The sequence below is a fragment of the Halomonas sp. SSL-5 genome, assembly GCF_030708455.1.
Taxonomy (GTDB): Bacteria; Pseudomonadota; Gammaproteobacteria; order Pseudomonadales; family Halomonadaceae; genus Halomonas.
In genome coordinates, this window is the sequence record NZ_JAUYWF010000004.1 from 109,717 (window position 1) to 129,112 (window position 19,396).

Consider the following 19,396-nt stretch of genomic DNA (forward strand, 5'->3'; position numbering starts at 1 on the left):
GAAGCTGGAAGCTGGAAGCTGGAAGCTGGAAGCTGGAAGCTGGAAGCTGGATAGCAGCCCAAACAGCACCGCCTCCGTGGCGAGACCACGGAGGCGGTTTTCTTCTTCCAGCTTCCAGACGCGAAGCGCCGCTCTTCCGGCCTACGGCCCCCGGCGAAACCGGGCGGGCGAAACCCGGCTAGACCATGGCGGGGGCAGCATAGGAGATCGGGGCGACCTCGCTCTCGTCCTCGAAGGTGACGATCTCGTAGGCATCGGGCTGGGCCATCAGGGCACGACACAGCTGGTTGTTGAGCGCATGGCCGGACTTCACGCCGTGGAACTCGCCGATCAGGCTGTAGCCCAGCTGATAGAGGTCGCCGATGGCATCCAGCACCTTGTGCTTGACGAACTCGTCGTCGTAGCGAAGCCCGCCCTCGTTGACGATGCGGTAGTCGTCCACGACGATGGCGTTGTCGAGGCTACCGCCCAGCGCCAGGTTGTTGGAGCGCAGGTACTCCAGATCACGCATGAAACCGAAGGTGCGCGCCCGCGATACCTCCTTGACGAAGGAGGTGGTGGAGAAGTCCACCGCCGCGGTCTGGGTCTGGTTCTCGAACACCGGGTGGTCGAAGTCGATGGAGAAGCCCACCTTGAAGCCCTTGTGGGGGCGGAAGGTAGCCTCCTTGTCGCCATCACGCACCGTCAGCTCCCGCTTGATGCGGATGAACTTCTTGGGGGCGTTCTGCTCGCTGATGCCGGCAGACTGGATCAGGAACACGAAGGGGCCGGCGCTGCCATCCATGATCGGCACCTCGGCGGCGCTGAGGTCCACATAGGCGTTATCGATACCGAGGCCGGCCAGCGCGGACATCAGGTGCTCCACGGTGGCGACCTTGGCGCCAGCATGGGTCAGGGCGGTGCACAGGGTGGTATCGGTCACCAGTTCCGCGCGGGCCGGAATCTGCACCTCGGGATCCAGGTCGGTGCGCACGAAGATGATACCGCTATCCACGGGCGCCGGCCTCAGGGTCATGTAGACCTTCTTGCCGGAATGCAGGCCGACGCCGGTGGCGCGGATGACGTTCTTCAGGGTGCGTTGTCTGATCATGAGCAGTGGCCAGGCGGTTATCGGATTATCAAACACTGTTCACTATAACACCGAACGAGCGTTTCAACAAAGAAAGCTCGTTCGGCAAGGCGCATGGCCCCGATAGCCCGCCTCAATCGGCCTGACGGCGCAGGAATGCCGGAATATCGAGATAGTCATCGAGTTCCTGGGAGCGGCGCTTCTCGGCACGGGGCTTGGGGGCCTCCTCGGGCTCGGCGCGTGCCGCTGCCGCGGAGGACTGACGCGCCGCGATGCCCGACTGGGCACTGCGGCGGTAGTCGCCACCCGCCTCGACCCGCTTGCTGCTCTCGCGGCTCGTCGCCTTCTTCTGGCTGCCCTCGAGACCGGCGGCCACCACGGTGACGCGCAGCTCGTCGGTCAGATCCATGTCGATGGAGGTGCCGACCACGATGGTGGCGTCCTGGGAAGCGAACTCCTGGACGGTGGCACCCACATCGTTGAACTCGCCGATGGAGAGATCCGGGCCGGCGGTGATGTTGACCAGGATGCCGCGGGCGCCGTGCAGGTCGATGTCTTCCAGCAGCGGGCTGCGGATGGCCTTCTCGGCGGCCTCACGGGCGCGATTCTCGCCGGTGGCGCTGCCCGTGCCCATCATCGCCATGCCCATCTCGGACATCACGGTGCGCACGTCGGCGAAGTCGACGTTGATGATACCGGGGCTGGTGATCAGCTCGGCGATCCCCTGCACGGCCCCCAGCAGCACGTCGTTGGCGGCGCTGAAGGCGGAGAGCAGGCTGGCACTCTTGCCCAGCACCGAGAGCAGCTTCTCGTTGGGAATGGTGATCAGCGAATCGACGTGCTCGGAGAGCTCGCGCATGCCCTCCTCGGCGGCGCGCATGCGCTTGGGGCCCTCGAAGGGGAAGGGGCGAGTCACCACCGCCACGGTGAGGATGCCCAGCTCCTTGGCCACCTGCGCCACCACGGGGGCACCACCGGTGCCGGTGCCGCCACCCATGCCGGCGGTGATGAACACCATGTCGGCGCCTTCGAGCAGCTCGGCGATGCGCTCGCGGTCTTCCATGGCCGCCTGTCGCCCCACATCGGGGTTGGCACCGGCCCCCAGTCCCTTGGTGATCTCGTTGCCGAGTTGGAGCACGGTCTTGGCCGCCACTCGCTTGAGGGCCTGGGCATCGGTGTTGGCGCAGATGAACTCCACGCCCTCGATGTTGCTCTCGACCATATGGTTGACGGCATTGCCGCCGCCGCCGCCCACGCCGATCACCTTGATGACCGCGCTGCTTGAGGGTGCGCTATCTACCAGTTCGAACATTTGCCCCGTCTCCTGAACCGCCGCTGGCGATCCTGTCAGAAATTTCCTTTCAACCAGCCCTTGAGCCTCGTCAGCGCCGAGAGTGCTTCCCTGTCGTCGCGGCGTGCCGAGTCCTCGCGTCGGGACTGTGCGGACATCACGCTGCCCTGTGCCTGTCGGCCGTGCCCCTGCCGTGTCTCTTGCAGAGCGTAATGTAACAAACCGACTCCGGTCGAATAAATCGGGTTGCGGACCACATCGGCCAGGCCCCGCACGTTCTGCGGGCAGGCGATGCGCACCGGCATATGAAAGATCTCCTCGGCCAGCTCCACCACGCCCTCCATGCGGGCGGTACCGCCGGTCAGCACCACCCCGGCGGCCACCAGATCCTCGTAACCGCTGCGGCGCAGCTCGTCGCGGATCAGGGTAAAGAGCTCCTCGTAGCGCGGCTCGACCACCTCGGCGAGGGCCTGGCGGGAGAGGTCGCGGGCCGGGCGGTCGCCGACGCTGGGCACCTTGATCATCTCGTCGCTGGCGGCCAGCTGGGTCAGCGCACAGGCGTACTTGACCTTGATCTCTTCCGCGTGCTGGGTCGGCGTACGCAGCGCCATGGCGATGTCGTTGGTCACCTGGTCGCCGGCGATGGGGATCACCGCGGTGTAGCGGATGGCCCCCTCGGTGAACACGGCGATATCGGTGGTGCCACCACCGATATCCACCATGCACACCCCGAGCTCGCGCTCGTCCTCGGTAAGCACCGCCATGCTGGAGGCGAGCTGCTCGAGGATGATGGCGTCGACCTCCAGCCCGCAGCGCCGCACGCACTTCTCGATGTTCTGCACCGCGTTGAGGGCCGCGGTGACCAGATGGACGCGCGCCTCGAGGCGCACACCTGACATGCCCAGCGGCTCGCGGATGCCACCCTGGGCATCGATGGCGAACTCCTGGGGCAGCACGTGCAACACCCGCTGCCCTTCGGAGATGGCCCGGGCGCGGGCCGAATCGATCACCCGGTCGATATCCGAGGGGGTGACCTCGCGCTCCTTGATCGCCACCACGCCATCGGAGTTCATGGAACTGATATGGCTGCCCGCGACCCCCACATAGACCGAATGGATGTCGCAGCCGGCCATCAGCTCCGCCTCTTCCACGGCGCGCTGGATCGACTGCACCGTGGACTCGATGTTGATCACCACTCCCTTCTTCATGCCGCGGGAGGGATGCGAGCCGATACCGGCGATCTCGATGCCGCCGTCATCGGTGGGCTGCCCCACGATCGCCACCACCTTGGACGTTCCGATATCCAGCCCGACTACCATATTGGACGCATTGGATGGACCTGCCATGAGTCGGGGAGTCTCCTCGAACCTGGCCCGCTTGATGGGCCTGCAACACGAAAATGAACCTGAGGGCAATTATAGGAACAACTGAGCGTATTCCTCCACCCCGGGACGAAAAAGCCCTTCCACGATACGGCCATTTTGGCGTGAAAGAAACAGGCGCATGCCCTTTGCCATGCGTGTTTCGCCGGAAAAAGGGCTCAGCCCTCCTCCCCGTCATCCTGCTCGAGAGGGTCGCTTTCACCGTGCCATGCCACCGCCACGCCATTGGGGTATCGAAGGTCGATGTAGCGGATATGCGACGCCTGCTCCTCGAGCTGTCGACGCCAGGCCGCGGTCAGACGCGCAAGGCGCCCTTCGCGGTCGCTGCGACCCAGCATCACCCAGACGCCGTCATCGAGCTGGAAGCGCCAGGCGCCCCGCGGCTCCAGGCGCAGCTGGGTCAGCTCGAGCCCCAGTTCGGCGAAGCGCGTGGCGAGACGTTCATGGTAGGCGAGCACCTCGGCACCACTTCCGCGGGGACCGGCGAGGTCGGGCAGGTCGCCGGGAGGCGACACCGGGCCGGTGGCGAAGGGCTCTCCCTCGGGATTGAGCAGGTAGTCGTCGTTCCAGCGCGCTACCGGCACCTGCTCCACCAGCTCGAGGGTCAGGGCATTGGGCCATTCGCGGCTGACCCGCGCCTCGGCGATCCAGTCGACCGCCAGGGCCTGCTCGCGGAGCTCCGCGACATCCACCGACAGCCAGGTATGGCCACGCAGCAGCGGCGTCAGCTCGCTGCGCAGGTAGTCGGCGCTGACATGCGCAAGGTCACCGCCGATCGAGACCCGCTCGAGGGGGCGGTCGAGCCATAGCCACAGCGCCCTGCCGCCGGCACCGAACAGCACCACCAGCAGCATCACGCCCAGCCATCCACCGCGCTGGCTCATGCCGGACGGCTCTCCAGGGTGGTGGCAAGGATGCGCAGCACCAGCGCCTCGAAGTCGATGCCGACATGGGCCGCGGCCTGGGGGACCAGGCTATGGTCGGTCATGCCCGGTGAGGTATTGACCTCGATCAGCCAGAAGCGTCCCTGGGCATCGCGCATCACGTCGACGCGTCCCCAGCCCTCGCCGTCCACCGCGGCGAAGGCCTGCCGGCACAGCTCACCCAGCTCGGCCTCGGCACCCTCCTCCAGCCCGCAGGGCAGGTGGTAACGGGTCTCGTCGGAGAGGTACTTGGCCTCGTAGTCATAGAAGCCGCCGGCCGCCTCCACGCGGATCGTCGGCAACACCATGTCGCCGAGCAACGACACCGTGTACTCCTCCCCCTTCACGAAGCATTCGGCCATCACCCGGGCGTCGAAGCGCGCCGCCTCGTGGTAGGCCTCGGCCAGCGCCTCGGCGCTCTCCACCACACTGATGCCAAGCGTCGAGCCCTCGTGAACCGGCTTGACGATCAGCGGCAGCCCCAGGCGGTCGACCACGGCCTGCCAGTCGGCTTCCGGTCCCAGCATCTCCGCCTCGGGAGTGGGCAGGCCGAGCGCCTGCCACACCAGCTTGGTCCGCTGCTTGTCCATGCCCAGCGCCGACGCCAGCACCCCGCTGCCGGTGTAGGGGATGCCCAGCAGCTCGAGCGCCCCCTGCAGGGTGCCGTCCTCGCCGCCACGCCCGTGCAGGGCGATGAACACGCGATCCGGCGCCAGCGCCTCGAGCCCCACCAGGCCGCCGTCGGCGGGGTCATAGCCGATGGCGTCGACACCCGCGCGGGTGAGCGCCGATAGCACCGCCTGCCCGCTCTTCAGCGATACCTCACGTTCGGCGGAACTGCCGCCGAAGAGCACCGCCACGCGCCCCAGTTCAGTCACCAGGCTCATAGCGTCACCTCCTCGAGTCTCAGCGCCGCCTCGGCCAGCGCCAGAGAGATCCCACCGATATCACCGGCCCCCTGGGTAATCAGGATATCGTCGGGCCTGAGCACGCGGCCGAGCAGTTCGGGCAGCTCTGCCTTGTCCTGGACGAAGATCGGGTCGACGGCGCCGCGCTGGCGGATCGAGCCGGCCAGGGTGCGTCCCTCGGCGCCGGGGATCGCCGCCTCGCCGGCACTGTAGACGTCGAGCAGCAGCAGGGTGTCGACGCCGCCCAGCACCCTAACGAAGTCTTCGAAGAGGTCACGGGTGCGCGTGTAGCGGTGGGGCTGGTAGAGCATCACCAGGCGCCGCTCGGGCCAGCCGGCACGCACCGCCTGGATCACCATCTCCACCTCGCGGGGATGATGACCGTAGTCATCCACCAGCATCACCTCGCCCTCCCCTCCCGGGGCCGGGAACTGGCCGTGGACCTGGAAGCGGCGCCCCACCCCCTGGAAGCCTGACAGGCCACGCAGGATGGCGTCATCATCCACGCCGGCATCGCTGGCCACGGCAATCGCGGCCAGGGCATTCAGGGCGTTGTGACGCCCCGGCATGGCCAGTTTCACTTCGAGGGGGGCCAGCTCGCCGGGACGCCGAGCGGTGAAGCGTACCTCGCCCTGGGCCTGGACGAAGTCCTCGACGCGGTAATCGGCATCCTCGCTGAAGCCGTAGGTGACGAACTGGCGGCTGACGCGGTCGAGCAGGCCGCGGACGTGCTCGTCGTCGATGCACAGGATGGCCAGTCCGTAGAAGGGCAGGTTGTGCAGGAACTCGAGGAAGGTGCCCTTGAGCCTCTCGAAGTCGCCGCCGTAGGTACTCATATGGTCGGCGTCGATATTGGTGACGATGGAGACCATGGGCTGCAGGTGCAGGAAGGAGGCATCGGATTCGTCGGCTTCCGCCACCAGGTAGTCGCCTTCCCCCAACCGTGCGTTGGTGCCCGCACTGGTCAGCCGGCCGCCGATCACGAAGGTGGGATCGAGGCCGCCCTCGCCGAGCAGTGTCGCGGTCAGGCTGGTGGTGGTGGTCTTGCCATGGGTCCCGGCCACGGCGATGCCGTGGCGGAAACGCATCAGCTCGGCGAGCATCTCGGCACGCCGCACCACCGGCACGCGATGCTCATGGGCCCAGACGATCTCCGGGTTGGTCTCGTCCACCGCGGTGGAGACCACCACCACGTCGGCGCCGGCGACGTGCTCGGCGGCGTGGCCGATCGCCACGCGGATCCCGCAGCGGCGCAGCCTGGCGACCACCGGCGACTCGCGCAGGTCGCTGCCGCTGACGGTGTAGCCCTGGTTGGCCAGCACCTCGGCGATGCCGCACATGCCGGCACCACCGATGCCCACGAAGTGGATGTTGCGGATACGGCGCATGCCCAGCCCGCGACCATGGCGGTTGGGCTCGGCCTGGCCGGGCATCGGATGTGATCTGCTATCGCTCAAAACCTGTCTCCATGCAGCCGGCCACCAGGCGCTCGACGGCGTCGAGATGGGCGCAGGCACGGGCCCGCGACGCCATGGTGGCGAGGGTGTCGGGGTCGAGCAGCGCCGCCAGCCGGTCGGCCAGCGTCGCCGCGCTGAGTTCTCTCTGGGGCAGCAGCTCGGCGGCGCCCTCCTCCACCAGCGCCCTGGCGTTGGCGGTCTGGTGGTCGTCCACGGCATGCGGGAAGGGCACGAACAGCGCCGGCTTGGCCGCGGCGGCGAGCTCCGCCACGGTCAGGGCGCCGGCCCGGCACACCACCAGGTCCGCCCAGGCGTAGGCCGCGGCCATGTCGTCGATGAAGGCCACCACCTCGGCGGCCACCCCCTGCTCGGCATACGCCTCCCGGGTCACGGCATCCTTGTCGCGACCCGCCTGGTGGCGAACCTGGGGCCTGAGCGCCTCGGGCAACCGGGCCAGGGCCGCCGGCAGGCCCTCGTTCAATGCCCGGGCGCCCAGGGAACCACCTACCACCAGCAGGCGCAGCGGACGCCCGGCCATCTCGGCGGCGCCGTGCGGGGCCTCGCCCAGGGCGGCGATCTCATCGCGCACCGGGTTGCCGATCACCTCTCCGCGACCCCGGAAGGCCTGGGGGAAGGCCGCATAGACCCGCCGCGCCAGCCGCGCCAGGGCACGATTGGTGAGCCCGGCCACGGCGTTCTGCTCGTGGATCACCAGCGGGCGCCGCGACAGCCAGGCGGCGAGCCCACCGGGGCCGCTGGCGAAGCCACCCAGTCCCACCACCAGTTGGGGGTCGAACTCGCGGATCACCCGCCACGCCTGCCAGACCGCCCGGGTCAGGTTGAAGGGCGCCAGCAGCCAGCCGGCCGCGCCGTTGCCGCGCAGGCCGGCCACGGCGATGCGATGGAGGGGAATGCCCGCCTCCGGCACCAGGCGGTTCTCGATGCCTCGCGGGCTGCCGAGCCAGGCCACCTCCACGCCACGGGCCTGCAGGCCACGGGCCAGGGAGAGCGCGGGGATCACATGGCCACCGGTACCGCCGGCCATGACCAGGACCCGGCGAGGGTTGGATTCGCTCATGGCTCGACTCCTTGTCTGGCCAGCGTGGGCGAGCCGACGGCCGCCACCGGGCGCGGGGCCGCCGGGGAGCGGCGCCGCTGTTCACGCCGCGTCTCGATATCGACACGCAGCAGCATCGCCACCATGCAGGTACATACCAGCAGGCTGGAGCCGCCATAGCTGAGCAGCGGCAGGGTCAACCCCTTGGTGGGCAGCATGCCGCTGCTCACCGCGATATTGATAAAGGCCTGGGCGCCGATCACCAGCGCGATGCCATAGCTCAGATACGCGGAGAATGACCGGCCCGCCAACTCGGCGCGACGCCCAACCGCCATGGCACGCCACACCAACAGGGCGAACAGCCCGATGACACAGACGGCGCCCAGCAGCCCCAGTTCCTCGGCCAGCACGGCGAACACGAAGTCGGTATGCGCCTCGGGCAGGTAGAAGAGCTTCTGGACGCTGTTGCCCAGCCCCACGCCCAGCCAGCCGCCGCGGCCGAAGGCGATGAGCGCCTGGGTCAGCTGGTAGCCGCTGGCGAACTGGTCGGCCCAGGGGTCGACGAAACTGGTCAGCCGCGCCAGTCGGTAGGGCTCGGCGATGGCCAGCAGGGCGCCACCCGCCGCCACCAGCAGCGCCAGTAGCAGGAAGCGGCCCCAGGGCGCACCGGCCATCAGCAGCATGCCCATCACGCAGCCGGTCATCACCACCACGGCGCCGTAGTCTGGCTCGAGGATCAGCAGAACCCCGAACAGGCCAAGCACCACCAGCGGGCGCAGGAAGGCCCCCCAGTGGCGACGCACCTGGGGCAGGAAGCGCTCCAGGTAGCCGGCCAGATAGACGATCAGGAACAGCTTGGCGAATTCCGAGGCCTGGACATTGAAGGGCACCCCGGGAATCGACAGCCAGCGCCTGCTGCCATTGACCTCGCGCCCCACCAGCAGGACCAGCGCCAGCAGCAGCACTCCCAGCAGCAGCAGCAGGGGCCCGTTGGCCTTCCACCAGCCCAGCGGCACGCGCAGCACGCCGGTCGCCACCGTGATCGACACCAGCAGGAAGATGCCGTGACGAATGCTGAAGTACCAGGGGTTGCCGGTGAGGCTGGCCGCCACGCCGGTGGAGGCGGAGGTGACCATCACCCAACCGACCAGCAGCAGTGCCAGGGCGGCCACCAGCAGCCAGCCGTCGACGGGGTGGTCACGGGTCGAGAGTCCCTCACGGAGTCGGGCCAGTCGGATCATGCTCCCTCCTGCGCCAGGTGGCGGTGGACCCAGTCGCGAAAGGCGTCGCCACGCACCTGGTAGTTGGCGAACTGATCGAGGCTGGCACAGGCCGGCGAGAGCAGCACGGCGTCTCCCGGCCGGGCGATGGTCGCGGCCCGCGCCAGGGCCGTGGCCAGGTCGACGACCCGGGTGACCGGCAGCCGCCCGGCGAGAGCCGCCTCGAGGCGCCCGGCATCGGCGCCGAACAGGATCGCCTCGCGGCCGAAACGCGCCAGGGGTTCGGCCAGGGGCGTGAAGTCGGCGCCCTTGCCCACGCCACCGGCCAGCAGGATCAGTCGGCCGTCGAGGGTGGGCCCGAGCCCGGCGATGGCCGCCAGGGTCGCGCCCACGTTGGTGCCCTTGGAGTCGTTGATCCAGCGCACGCCACCCGCCTCGGCGACCAGCTCGCTGCGGTGGGGCAGCCCCGGGAAGCGTTCGAGCACCGCCCGCATGGCCGACAGCGGCAAGCCGAGCCGATGGCCCATGGCCAGGGCCGCCAGGGCATTGGCCTGGTGATGACGGCCGGCCAGGCGCATGGCGGCGACGGGCATCAGCGGCGACTCGCCCTGCATCAGCCAGTCACCATCGGCACGGCCGGCCACGCCCCAGTCGTCGCCCTGGGGCTGCCCGGTGGTGAAGCGGTCGACGACGGGCACCTCCCCCGTCGGCCAGGTCAGGGCGTCGTCGGCATTGACCACGGCGTGACGGGCGCCGCGGAAGATGGCGAGCTTGGCGGCCCGGTAGCCGGCCATGTCGCCATGACGGTCCAGGTGGTCCTCCGAGAGATTGAGGAAGGCGGCACTCTCGGCGCCCAGCCGCGGCGTGGTCTCGAGCTGGAAGCTGGAGAGCTCCAGCACGAAGAGGCCGGCGTCGGGCACCTCGTCGAGGAGGTCCAGGGCCGGGGTCCCCAGGTTGCCGCCCACGGCCACCCTGACCCCCGCCTCACGCGCCATCTCGCCGACCAGGGTGGTCACGGTGGACTTGGCATTGGAGCCGGTGATGGCGGCGATGGGGGCCGTCGCCGCGCGCACGAACAGCGCGATCTCGCCGACCATCCGAGGCTCGCCGGTGGCGGGGTTGACCCGGCCGGCCAGCGCCTCGAGCCCCGCCGTGTGCGGGTCGATGCCGGGACTCAGCACCACCTCCTCGACCGCCTCGAGGTCGAGCGCCTCGAGGGGACCGAGGTGCACCGCGACACCGGGATGGGTGGCGCGAAAGTCGTCGAGCCCGGGCGGCGCCTCCCGGGTGTCGGCGACCATGAAGGGCACACCGCGCCGCGCCAGATGGCGGCAGATCGCGCGACCGGAGAGTCCCAGCCCCACCACCAGGGTAGTGCCACGGGGCACCGGAATGCGGGGCGCGGGCGTGGCGGTAGCGTCGCGTTGCATCAGCGCACCTTGAGGGTGGCCAGCCCGATCAGCACCAGCACCACGGTGATGATCCAGAAGCGCACGATGACCCTCGGCTCCGGCCAGCCCTTGAGCTCGTAGTGGTGGTGCAGCGGCGCCATGCGGAAGATGCGACGACCGGTGAGCTTGTAGGACGCCACCTGCAGGATCACCGAGACGGTCTCCATCACGAAGATGCCGCCCATGATGAACAGCACGATCTCCTGGCGCACGATCACCGCCACCACGCCGAGGGCCGCGCCCAGGGCCAGCGCCCCCACATCGCCCATGAACACCTGGGCCGGATAGGTGTTGAACCACAAAAAGCCCAGGCCGGCACCGGCGATGGTGGCACAGAACACGGCGAGCTCACCCGCCCCGGGAATCCCCGGGATCTGCAGGTACTCGGCAAACACCGCATTACCGCTGGCATAGGCGAAGATCCCCAGCCCCATGGCCACCAGCACGGTGGGCATGATCGCCAGGCCATCGAGGCCATCGGTGAGGTTGACGGCATTGGAGCTACCGACGATCACCAGGTAGGTGAGCACCACGTAGAAGAGGCCCAGCGGCAGCACGAACTCCTTGAACAGCGGCACGATCAGGCTGGTCTCCACCGGCGAGGCGGCGGTGACATAGAGCAGCACCGCCGCCGCTAGGCCGATCAACGACTGCCAGAGATACTTCCAGCGGGCCGGCAGGCCGCGGGGGTTCTTCTCCACCACCTTGCGGTAATCGTCGACCCAGCCGATGGCACCGAAGCCCAGGGTCACGGCCAGCACGACCCACACGTAGTGGTTGGCCAGGTCCGCCCACAGCAGGGTGCTGACGGCGATGGCCATCAGGATCATGGCGCCACCCATGGTCGGGGTGCCCGCCTTGGAGAGGTGCGACTGGGGACCATCGTCGCGCACCGCCTGGCCGATCTGCCCCTCGACCAGGCGGCGAATCATCACCGGACCGAGCCACAGGCAGAGCACCAGGGCGGTGATGGTGGCGAGGATCATCCTCAAGGTGAGGTACTCGAAGACGTTGAAGGCGCTGAAGTACTGCGCCAGAAATTCAGCCAGATAGAGAAGCATGTATCACGTTCACCGTGTTGTGTCCTCGCGCAGTGCCGCCACCACCTGCTCCATGGCGACACTCCGCGACCCCTTGACCAGCACGCTGGCGCCGGGGGGAAGATGATCCAGCGCGTGGCGCACCAGCGCCTCGCGGCCGTCGAAATGGCACCCGCCTTCGCCGAAGGCATGGCTGGCGGGGCGTGCCGCCTCGCCGAGGGTGCCCAGGAAGTCGATCCCCAGTTCCCGTGCGTGGCGCCCGATCTCGGCATGCAACGCCGCGGACGCCTCTCCCAACTCTCCCATGGCGCCCAGCAGGCACCAGCGCGGCGCTGGCAGGCTGCCCAGCAGCTCGAGTGCGGCCTTCACCGCACCGGGGTTGGCGTTATAGCTGTCATCGATGATTCGCGTGGCGCGGATGCCGGCCACCACGGCCTGGCGGCCGGCCATGGGCTCGACCGCCGCGAGGCCTGCCAGCACATCGCTGGCGGAGGCCCCCATGGCCAGGGCCGCGGCCGCCGCGGCCAGGGCATTGGCCACGCCGTGGCGTCCCATCAGCCGCAGCCTGACATCGCCGAGCTCGTGGCCGTCGACGACAAGCGTGAAAGCATAGCGTCCGAGGGCGTCGGCGACCAGTGAGCGCGCCGTGACCCTGGCGCCCTCCCCCAGCCCGAAGTCCAGCACCTCCCGCGGGGCGGCCAGCCGGCGCCAGGTGGCGAAGTAGGCGTCGTCGCGATTGAGCACCGCCACGCCGTCCGCGGGCAGGCCGGCGAGAATCTCCGCCTTGGCCTGGGCGATACGGCCCATGCCCCCGAACTCGCCGACATGGGCACCGGTGACGTTGGTGATCACTGCCACTCGAGGCTCGGCCAGGTTCACCGTCCAGGCGATCTCGCCCAGGTGGTTGGCCCCCAGCTCCACCACCGCCTGGCGGTGGGCCGGGGTCAGTTCGAGCAGGGTCAGCGGCGCCCCGAAATCGTTGTTGAGATTGCCACGGGTGGCCAGGGCCGGCCCCCGGCGGCCGAGAATAGCGGCCAGCAACTCCTTGACGGTGGTCTTGCCGCTGTTGCCGGTGACCGCCACCACCGGGCCACCCCAGGCGCGACGACGCGCTCGGCCCAGCAGCCCCAGGGCGAGGCGGGTGTCGGCCACTACCAGCTGGGGCAGCGGGACATCCACCGCCCGCTCGACCACGGCGGCCACGGCCCCCGCCTCGCGGGCCTCGGCCAGGAAATCATGGGCATCGAAGCGCTCGCCGCGCAGGGCGACGAAGAGCGCCCCCGCCGCCACCTTGCGGGTATCGGTGACGATCGCCTCGACCGGCAGGTCATCGGCCGGGGTTGCGATCCCCAGGGCCTCGGCCACCTCGGCCAGGTTGGACAGCCCGCAGCGATTCATCACGCCCCCTCCTCCTTGCCGCGAGCCGCCAGCGCCTGCACGGCCACCTCACGGTCGTCGAAGGGGTGTCGCACGCCGGCGATCTCCTGGTAGGCCTCGTGACCCTTGCCGGCGATCAGCACCACATCGTCGGGGCCCGCCTCGCCCAGGGTGCGGCGGATGGCAGCCCCGCGCCCGGCGATATCCCAGGCCCGCTCGCGAGCCGCCTCGCTCAGACCGGCCAGCATCTGCTCGCGGATGGAGGCCGGCGCCTCGCCGCGGGGATTGTCGTCGGTGACCACCAGGCGGTCGGCATGGCGCTCGGCGGCGGCGGCCATGGGAGCACGCTTGCCGGGATCGCGATCGCCGCCACAGCCGAACAGGCACCACAGCCGGCCACGCCCGGGCAGGTGGTCGCGCAGCGCCGCGAGGGCGTTGTCCAGGGCATCCGGGGTATGGGCGTAGTCGATCACCACCGTGGGTGCCCCGGGCCACGCCAGGATCTCCATGCGCCCGGGCACCGGCGCGAGGTGCGCCGCCGCCTCGAAGAGCGCCTCGAGGTCGTGACCCAGGCCGAGCAGCGTGGCCATGGCCAGCAGCACGTTGTCGAGGTTGAAACGGCCCACCAGCGGCAGCGACAGCTCGCGCTCGCCCTGGGGGGTGGCGACCAGGGCCCGCTGCCCGGTGGCATGGGGGAAGCGCTCCAGCACGCGCAGGGTCACCGCCTCGTCATGCCCGGTGGCCAGCACACGCACGCCGGCGGGCAGGCCGGCCAGCATCAGCCGGGCCAGGGGGTCGTCGCCGTTGACCACGGCGAGCTCGAGCTCGGCCCGCCGGAACAGCCCCGCCTTGGCGGCAGCATAGGCGGCCATGCTGCCGTGGTAGTCGAGATGGTCGCGACTCAGGTTGGTGAACACCGCGGCCTGCACCCGGCAGCCCTCGAGGCGCCCCTGCTCCAGGGCATGGGAGGAGACCTCCATGGCCACCCGCGTGACGCCGTCGCCGGCGAGCTCGGCAAGCGATGCCTGCAGCGCCAGGGGCCCCGGCGTCGTCAGGCCGGTGTCGACCAGCTCGCCGGGGCGGCCATGGCCCAGGGTACCGATCACCGCGGCATCGACGCCCAGCGCCTGGCTCAGCTCGGCGATGTAATGGGTCACCGAGCTCTTGCCGTTGGTGCCGGTGACCCCGACCAGCGCCAGGGACTCGGGCACGCCATAGAGCAGGCGGCCGAGCTCCCCCAGGCGCTCGCGCAGCCCCGCCAGCGGTACCACCCGGGGGTCATCGAGGCAGCCGCGGCCGTCACCCGAGTGGCACAGCACCCGCGTCGCGCCGCCGGCCAGGGCCGTGTCGATGAAGTCGCGCCCATCCACCGTGACGCCGGGTACCGCGACAAACACATCGCCCGCTGCCACCTGCCGGCTGTCGGTCTGCAAGCGGGTCTCCCCCTCGGCATGCGGGGCGAACTCGTGATCCGGCCAGAGCCGCGACAGGATGGCGTCCAGGCGGGACAGCGTTATCGACATGGCAGGGCTCGCTTCAGGCGGTCGGTTGACAGGGGAGCATGATCATTCGGTCTCCGGGACGTCACGCTGGTCGGGGGGCACATCGAGCAGGCGCAGGGCGCTCCCGGCGACCCGCGAGAACACCGGCGCCGCCACCGCCCCCCCGTAGTAGGAGTCGCCGCGCGGATGGTCGATCATGACCACCGCCACGATGCGCGGGTTGCTGACCGGGGCGATGCCCACGAAGAAGCCGCGATAGGCGTTCTCCTGGTAGCCGCCGGCGCCGGTCTTGCGCACCGTGCCGGTCTTGCCGGCGACCCGATAGCCCGGCACCTCGGCGCGCCGGGCACCGGTATCCGGCTCGACGACCTCATCCATCATCGCCAGCACCCGACGGGCGACCGCGGGCGCGATGAGTTGCTCCCCCGCGACGGGCGCATCCAGGCGCAGCAGCGACGGCGGCAGCAGGCGGCCGTCGTTGGCGATGGCGGTGAAGGCGCTGGCCAGCTGCAGCGGCGTGACCGAGAGCCCGTAGCCGTAGGAGAGCGCCGCCCACTGGCTGCTCGACCAACGCACCGGGGACGGCACCTCCCCGGTCGCCTCGCCGGGAAAGCCGGTGCCCGGTGCCTGGCCGAAGCCCAGGCGGCGATAGAGCCGGGGCACCACCGGCTCGTCATAGCGCAGCACCAGCTTGGACATGCCGATATTGGAGGACTTCTCGAGGATGCCGGCGAGATCCAGCTCGCCGTAGTTGCGTACGTCGCGGATGGTGAAGCGATCGATGCGCATCCACCCGGGGGAGGTATCCACCACGGTGGCGGGAGACAGGTCGCCGGCATCGAGCATCGCCGCCATGGCCAGGGGCTTGACCACCGAGCCGGGCTCGTAAGGGTCGACGATGGCGCGGTTGCGCAGCCCCTGGGGGTCGAGGCCGGCTCGGTTGTTGGGGTTGTAGGAGGGCTGGTTGGCCATGGCCAGCACCTCGCCGGTGCGAGCATCCAGCATCACCACCACGCCACCGTCGGCATCGTGTTCGGCCACCGCGGCCTTGAGCTCGCGGTAGGCCATGTACTGGAGACGCTGGTCGATGGATAGCGTCAGCTCGCCACCGGGCTTGGCCTCGCGCAGCACCTCGAGGTCACGCACCAGGCGCCCGCGGCGATCCTTGAGCACGCGCCGCAGCCCGGGGGTACCCGCCAGGTAGGGCTGGTAGGCAAGCTCGAGCCCCTCCTGGCCCACGTCATCGACGTTGGTCACGCCCACCAGCTGGGCGGCCACCTCGCCGGCCGGATAGTAGCGCTTGTACTCGTCCTGGCCATAGACGCCGGGCACGCGCAGGTCGAGGACCCGCTGGGCCGCCTCGGGGGTCAACTGGCGGCGCAGGTACATGAACTCGCGTTCGGCATAGCGCGCCAGGCGCTCGTTCAAGGCCTCCAGCTCCATGCCCAGCGCCGAGGCCAGCTGGACGCGCTGAATGGGGTCGTCGGGCACATCCTGGGGATTGGCCCACAGGGTCACCACCGGGGTGGAGATGGCCAGCGGCTCGCCGTGGCGGTCGGCGATCATCCCGCGGTGGGCGGGCAGCGAGTCGGTGCGCAGCGTGCGTGCGTCGCCCTGCCCCTGGAGGAAGGGACGGTCGACCACATGCAGGATCACCACGCGCCCCACCAGCAACCCCAGCCCGAGCAGCACCAGCCCCAGCATCACGACATAGCGCAGCCGCCCCATGGGCGCACCGGGCGGTGGATGGCGCGGCGAGACGCCGCTGCGAACCTCGGTGCTCATCGCCGGATCACCTCCACCTCATCCACGCCGGGCAGGCGCATCTCCAGGCGCTCCACGGCCAGGCGCTCGATCCGCGCCGGCGACGACCAGGCACTCTCCTCGAGCAGCAGTTGTCCCCACTCGGTCTGCAGCTGCTGCTGCTCGCGCTCGAGCTGCTGCAGGGCGGCGTACTCCTCGCGGGTCAGGTGGCTGATGGCGATCACCGCCAGGGCGCTCGCCAGGCAGGCGACCAGCAGCAGCATCACCAGCAGCGCCGGCGGGTTCAGGCGCAGCGCCGAGGGCCAGGCGAGGCGTGCGGTAAACGACCGTCCCTGTGTCATGCCGACTCCTTCAATGACGCATGTAATGACGCATGTAATGACGCATGATGTATCCCATGCTCAATAGCGCTTGCGCGCCACTCGCATCACCGCACTGCGCGCGCGGGGGTTCTCCTTGACCTCCGCCTCCCCGGGCCGCCGGGCCTTGCCGACCGCCTCGAGGCGGCGCTCGAGCTGCTCGTCGCGAATCGGGATACCCCGCGGCAGGTGGGTGTCGCCCCGCACGTGATGCCGGATGAAGCGCTTGACCCGGCGATCCTCCAGGGAATGGAAGCTGATCACCACCAGGTGCCCCCCCGGCGACAGGGCCTCCAGGGACGCTTCCAACGCCGCGTCGAGCTGCTCGAGCTCGCCGTTGACCTGGATGCGCAGGGCCTGGAACACCCGGGTGGCGGGGTGCTTGTGTTTCTCCCAGGCGGGGTGCGCGGTCTTGACCACCTCGGCCAGGTCGGCGGTGCGCTCGAAGCGTCGCTCGCTGCGCCGCTCGAGGATGGCCCTGACCAGGCGCCGGGCGTAGCGCTCCTCGCCGTATTCCTTGAACACCCGCACAAGCTCGGCCTCGCCGGCCCGGGCGATGAAGCCCGCCGCGCTCTCGCCCCGGGTCGGGTCCATGCGCATGTCCAGCGGACCGTCACGCAGGAAGCTGAAACCGCGCTCGGGATCGTCGAGCTGAGGCGATGAGACGCCGATGTCGAGCAGCACGCCGGCCAGGCGGCCGTGCAGGTCATGCGCCTCGGCGACCTCGCCGAGGCGGGCGAATTCGGCACGCTGGATGGCGAAGCGCGAATCCTCGATGGCGGCTGCCTCGGCGACCGCCTGAGGATCACGATCGATGGCCAGCAGACGGCCCCGGGGCGAGAGACGCGCGAGAATCTCCCGGGAGTGGCCGCCGCGGCCGAAGGTGCCATCCAGGTAGGCGCCATCGGGATCGTGGACCAGGGCATCGACCGCACCGTCGAGCAGCACGCTGGCGTGGCGAAAACCCTGCGGAGGGGTATCAGGGGCGGACGGCATGGGCTTCTCGATCCACGGTAAGGCGACGGAGAGTTCCGCCGCCGGTCTGAAACTGAACAACTCTGACACTGAAAAAGGGGGAGCCGGCCGATAAGCCGGGTTCTGTCGAGGACAGTCATTCATCTAGGGGTCGCGTCACCACGACCCTCGAGCAACCTACCCGAACCCGGCGCGGGCCACGCCAGCGGGTTCCTATTTGGTCTTGCTCCGAGTGGGGTTTACCGTGCCACGCACTGTTACCAGGCGCGCGGTGCGCTCTTACCGCACCCTTTCACCCTTACCGGCCTCCCGAGGGAGACGTAGGCGGTCTGCTCTCTGCTGCACTTTCCGTCGGCTCGCGCCGCCCAGGCGTTACCTGGCACTCTGCCCTGTGGAGCCCGGACTTTCCTCCCCCGGATCACTCCGGCGGCGACTGTCTGGCCGACTCCCGCGGCAAGGATACCAGTGCCCCGACACCCTCTCAACAAGCAGTGCATTCCAACGCGAGGGGCGCCGGGGGCAAGCCGAAGAGGGGGTCCTATGCCAGGGGTGAGGAGCAGTGCTCCGAACGGGCTGGCCATGGATGGCCAGCACCGGACCTGCAAGCGGAGCGGGACGCGAGAGCGCAGAAGGGCATCAGTAGCGCCCAAGGACAGGGTTACAGCGCCCCCTCGCAGGCTTGCCGACGGAACGGCCCCAAGCCACCTTTCCTCAGCGGGAAGCCTCGTCCTTGAGGGTCTGGGCGTGGGCATACCAGGCCTTCTTGGCGCCCCCCAGCAGCCGCGACGCCACCGCTGCGGCCTGCTTGACGCCGACGCCCTCGGCCAGCAGCGCGGCGAGCAGCGCCTCCCCCTCCACCTGAGCGCCGGCACCCTGTTCGCGAGGCGGCGCACCGGCCACCATCACCACGAACTCACCGCGGGCCTGGTTGGGGTCCTCCTCCATGCACCGGGAAAGCTCGGCGGCACTGCCCGACAGGAAAGTCTCGAAGGCCTTGGTCAACTCCCGTGCCAGCACCAGGCGACGCTCACCGAACACCGTGCCGATATCGGCCAGGGTATCGCGGATGCGGTGTGGCGATTCGTAGAAGACCAGGGTCTCGGTGCGCGCCGACAGGGCCTCGAGCTGCGCTCGGCGCGCCCCGCCCTTGGCCGGCAGGAAGCCATGGAAGGTGAAACGGTCGGTAGGCAGCCCCGCGGCCGAAAGCGCGGTCACCAGCGCGCAGGCACCGGGGAGCGGCACGATGTGTCGCCCCCTGGCACGCAACTCGCGTACCAGCACGAAGCCGGGATCGCTGATCAGCGGCGTACCCGCATCGGAGACCAGGGCAATCGACTCGCCGGCGGCCAGGTGCGCATCGACGCGCTCGATCCGTGCCGCCTCGTTGTGCTCGTGGAGCGACAGCAGGGGCACCTGCAGACCCAGATGGCGCAGCAATCGCGCGGTGTGCCGGGTATCCTCGGCGGCGACCAGCGCCACCTCGCCGAGCACCGCGGCGGCACGCGGACTCAGGTCGGCCAGATTCCCAATCGGCGTGGCGACCACGTACAATGACGCTGAGTTCGGTTCTGACACGTCGCCTCCTCGGCGGGCTCCCGGTACGACGGATGAAGAAAGGAAG

General features: G+C 69.6%; 16 protein-coding genes and 1 other RNA gene. All 17 read right to left on the reverse strand.

Features of this window, described 5'->3' with window-relative positions; genetic code table 11:
* Positions 1–178: 178 nt before the first annotated feature.
* Positions 179–1,090, reverse strand: a complete 912-nt coding sequence (gene lpxC, locus RAN53_RS05800) for a UDP-3-O-acyl-N-acetylglucosamine deacetylase (RefSeq protein WP_305795872.1) — start codon at positions 1,088–1,090, stop codon at positions 179–181.
* 112 nt (positions 1,091–1,202) lie between these two features.
* The gene (gene ftsZ, locus RAN53_RS05805) at positions 1,203–2,381 is read right to left on the reverse strand and encodes a cell division protein FtsZ (protein ID WP_305795873.1); all 1,179 of its coding nucleotides are present in this window, start codon (positions 2,379–2,381) and stop codon (positions 1,203–1,205) included.
* Between the two features lie 35 nt (positions 2,382–2,416).
* Positions 2,417–3,706, reverse strand: a complete 1,290-nt coding sequence (gene ftsA, locus RAN53_RS05810; protein WP_305795874.1) for a cell division protein FtsA — start codon at positions 3,704–3,706, stop codon at positions 2,417–2,419.
* Between the two features lie 194 nt (positions 3,707–3,900).
* On the reverse strand, positions 3,901–4,626 hold the full coding sequence (locus RAN53_RS05815; RefSeq protein WP_305795875.1) for a cell division protein FtsQ/DivIB: 726 nt from the start codon (positions 4,624–4,626) through the stop codon (positions 3,901–3,903).
* On the reverse strand, positions 4,623–5,552 hold the full coding sequence (locus RAN53_RS05820) for a D-alanine--D-alanine ligase (protein ID WP_305795876.1): 930 nt from the start codon (positions 5,550–5,552) through the stop codon (positions 4,623–4,625). Before RAN53_RS05820 ends, RAN53_RS05815 begins: the two co-directional genes overlap by 4 nt.
* Positions 5,549–7,006 (reverse strand): UDP-N-acetylmuramate--L-alanine ligase, encoded by a 1,458-nt coding sequence (gene murC, locus RAN53_RS05825; RefSeq protein WP_305796075.1) that lies wholly within the window; start codon positions 7,004–7,006, stop codon positions 5,549–5,551. Before murC ends, RAN53_RS05820 begins: the two co-directional genes overlap by 4 nt.
* A 13-nt stretch (positions 7,007–7,019) precedes the next feature.
* Positions 7,020–8,108 carry an undecaprenyldiphospho-muramoylpentapeptide beta-N-acetylglucosaminyltransferase gene (gene murG, locus RAN53_RS05830; protein ID WP_305795877.1) on the reverse strand — a complete coding sequence of 363 codons (1,089 nt, stop codon included), beginning with the start codon at positions 8,106–8,108 and terminating at the stop codon, positions 7,020–7,022.
* Positions 8,105–9,328, reverse strand: a complete 1,224-nt coding sequence (gene ftsW, locus RAN53_RS05835; RefSeq protein WP_305795878.1) for a putative lipid II flippase FtsW — start codon at positions 9,326–9,328, stop codon at positions 8,105–8,107. Before ftsW ends, murG begins: the two co-directional genes overlap by 4 nt.
* Positions 9,325–10,737: a UDP-N-acetylmuramoyl-L-alanine--D-glutamate ligase gene (gene murD, locus RAN53_RS05840; RefSeq protein WP_305795879.1), complete on the reverse strand. Its 1,413-nt coding sequence runs from the start codon at positions 10,735–10,737 to the stop codon at positions 9,325–9,327. Before murD ends, ftsW begins: the two co-directional genes overlap by 4 nt.
* Entirely contained in the window at positions 10,737–11,819 is a 1,083-nt protein-coding gene (gene mraY, locus RAN53_RS05845; protein WP_305795880.1) for a phospho-N-acetylmuramoyl-pentapeptide-transferase, read from the reverse strand. Before mraY ends, murD begins: the two co-directional genes overlap by 1 nt.
* A 9-nt stretch (positions 11,820–11,828) precedes the next feature.
* Positions 11,829–13,196, reverse strand: coding sequence for a UDP-N-acetylmuramoyl-tripeptide--D-alanyl-D-alanine ligase (locus tag RAN53_RS05850; RefSeq protein WP_305796076.1), 1,368 nt, complete (start codon positions 13,194–13,196; stop codon positions 11,829–11,831).
* Entirely contained in the window at positions 13,196–14,698 is a 1,503-nt protein-coding gene (locus RAN53_RS05855) for a UDP-N-acetylmuramoyl-L-alanyl-D-glutamate--2,6-diaminopimelate ligase (protein WP_305795881.1), read from the reverse strand. The genes RAN53_RS05850 and RAN53_RS05855 overlap by 1 nt, the downstream gene beginning before the upstream one ends.
* 42 nt (positions 14,699–14,740) lie before the next feature.
* Positions 14,741–16,462, reverse strand: coding sequence for a peptidoglycan D,D-transpeptidase FtsI family protein (locus tag RAN53_RS05860; RefSeq protein ID WP_305795882.1), 1,722 nt, complete (start codon positions 16,460–16,462; stop codon positions 14,741–14,743).
* The gene (gene ftsL, locus RAN53_RS05865; protein WP_305795883.1) at positions 16,459–16,782 is read right to left on the reverse strand and encodes a cell division protein FtsL; all 324 of its coding nucleotides are present in this window, start codon (positions 16,780–16,782) and stop codon (positions 16,459–16,461) included. Before ftsL ends, RAN53_RS05860 begins: the two co-directional genes overlap by 4 nt.
* A gap of 60 nt (positions 16,783–16,842) precedes the next feature.
* On the reverse strand, positions 16,843–17,796 hold the full coding sequence (gene rsmH, locus RAN53_RS05870) for a 16S rRNA (cytosine(1402)-N(4))-methyltransferase RsmH (protein ID WP_305795884.1): 954 nt from the start codon (positions 17,794–17,796) through the stop codon (positions 16,843–16,845).
* Between the two features lie 75 nt (positions 17,797–17,871).
* An RNA gene (rnpB, locus tag RAN53_RS05875) (RNase P RNA component class A) lies at positions 17,872–18,224 on the reverse strand.
* 262 nt (positions 18,225–18,486) lie between these two features.
* Entirely contained in the window at positions 18,487–19,350 is an 864-nt protein-coding gene (rsmI, locus tag RAN53_RS05880) for a 16S rRNA (cytidine(1402)-2'-O)-methyltransferase (protein WP_305795885.1), read from the reverse strand.
* Positions 19,351–19,396: the final 46 nt, after the last annotated feature.

Excerpts from the sequence above, each read along its gene's own strand:
- RAN53_RS05850 (WP_305796076.1), bottom strand. The coding sequence starts at position 13,196 with ATGAATCGCTGCGGGCTGTCCAACCTGGCCGAGGTGGCCGAGGCCCTG.
- ftsZ (WP_305795873.1), bottom strand. The coding sequence starts at position 2,381 with ATGTTCGAACTGGTAGATAGCGCACCCTCAAGCAGCGCGGTCATCAAG.
- ftsA (WP_305795874.1), bottom strand. The coding sequence starts at position 3,706 with ATGGCAGGTCCATCCAATGCGTCCAATATGGTAGTCGGGCTGGATATC.
- RAN53_RS05855 (WP_305795881.1), bottom strand. The coding sequence starts at position 14,698 with ATGTCGATAACGCTGTCCCGCCTGGACGCCATCCTGTCGCGGCTCTGG.
- lpxC (WP_305795872.1), bottom strand. The coding sequence starts at position 1,090 with ATGATCAGACAACGCACCCTGAAGAACGTCATCCGCGCCACCGGCGTC.
- RAN53_RS05860 (WP_305795882.1), bottom strand. The coding sequence starts at position 16,462 with ATGAGCACCGAGGTTCGCAGCGGCGTCTCGCCGCGCCATCCACCGCCC.
- murD (WP_305795879.1), bottom strand. The coding sequence starts at position 10,737 with ATGCAACGCGACGCTACCGCCACGCCCGCGCCCCGCATTCCGGTGCCC.
- murG (WP_305795877.1), bottom strand. The coding sequence starts at position 8,108 with ATGAGCGAATCCAACCCTCGCCGGGTCCTGGTCATGGCCGGCGGTACC.
- ftsW (WP_305795878.1), bottom strand. The coding sequence starts at position 9,328 with ATGATCCGACTGGCCCGACTCCGTGAGGGACTCTCGACCCGTGACCAC.
- RAN53_RS05815 (WP_305795875.1), bottom strand. The coding sequence starts at position 4,626 with ATGAGCCAGCGCGGTGGATGGCTGGGCGTGATGCTGCTGGTGGTGCTG.
- rsmH (WP_305795884.1), bottom strand. The coding sequence starts at position 17,796 with ATGCCGTCCGCCCCTGATACCCCTCCGCAGGGTTTTCGCCACGCCAGC.
- murC (WP_305796075.1), bottom strand. The coding sequence starts at position 7,006 with ATGCCCGGCCAGGCCGAGCCCAACCGCCATGGTCGCGGGCTGGGCATG.
- RAN53_RS05820 (WP_305795876.1), bottom strand. The coding sequence starts at position 5,552 with ATGAGCCTGGTGACTGAACTGGGGCGCGTGGCGGTGCTCTTCGGCGGC.
- ftsL (WP_305795883.1), bottom strand. The coding sequence starts at position 16,782 with ATGACACAGGGACGGTCGTTTACCGCACGCCTCGCCTGGCCCTCGGCG.
- mraY (WP_305795880.1), bottom strand. The coding sequence starts at position 11,819 with ATGCTTCTCTATCTGGCTGAATTTCTGGCGCAGTACTTCAGCGCCTTC.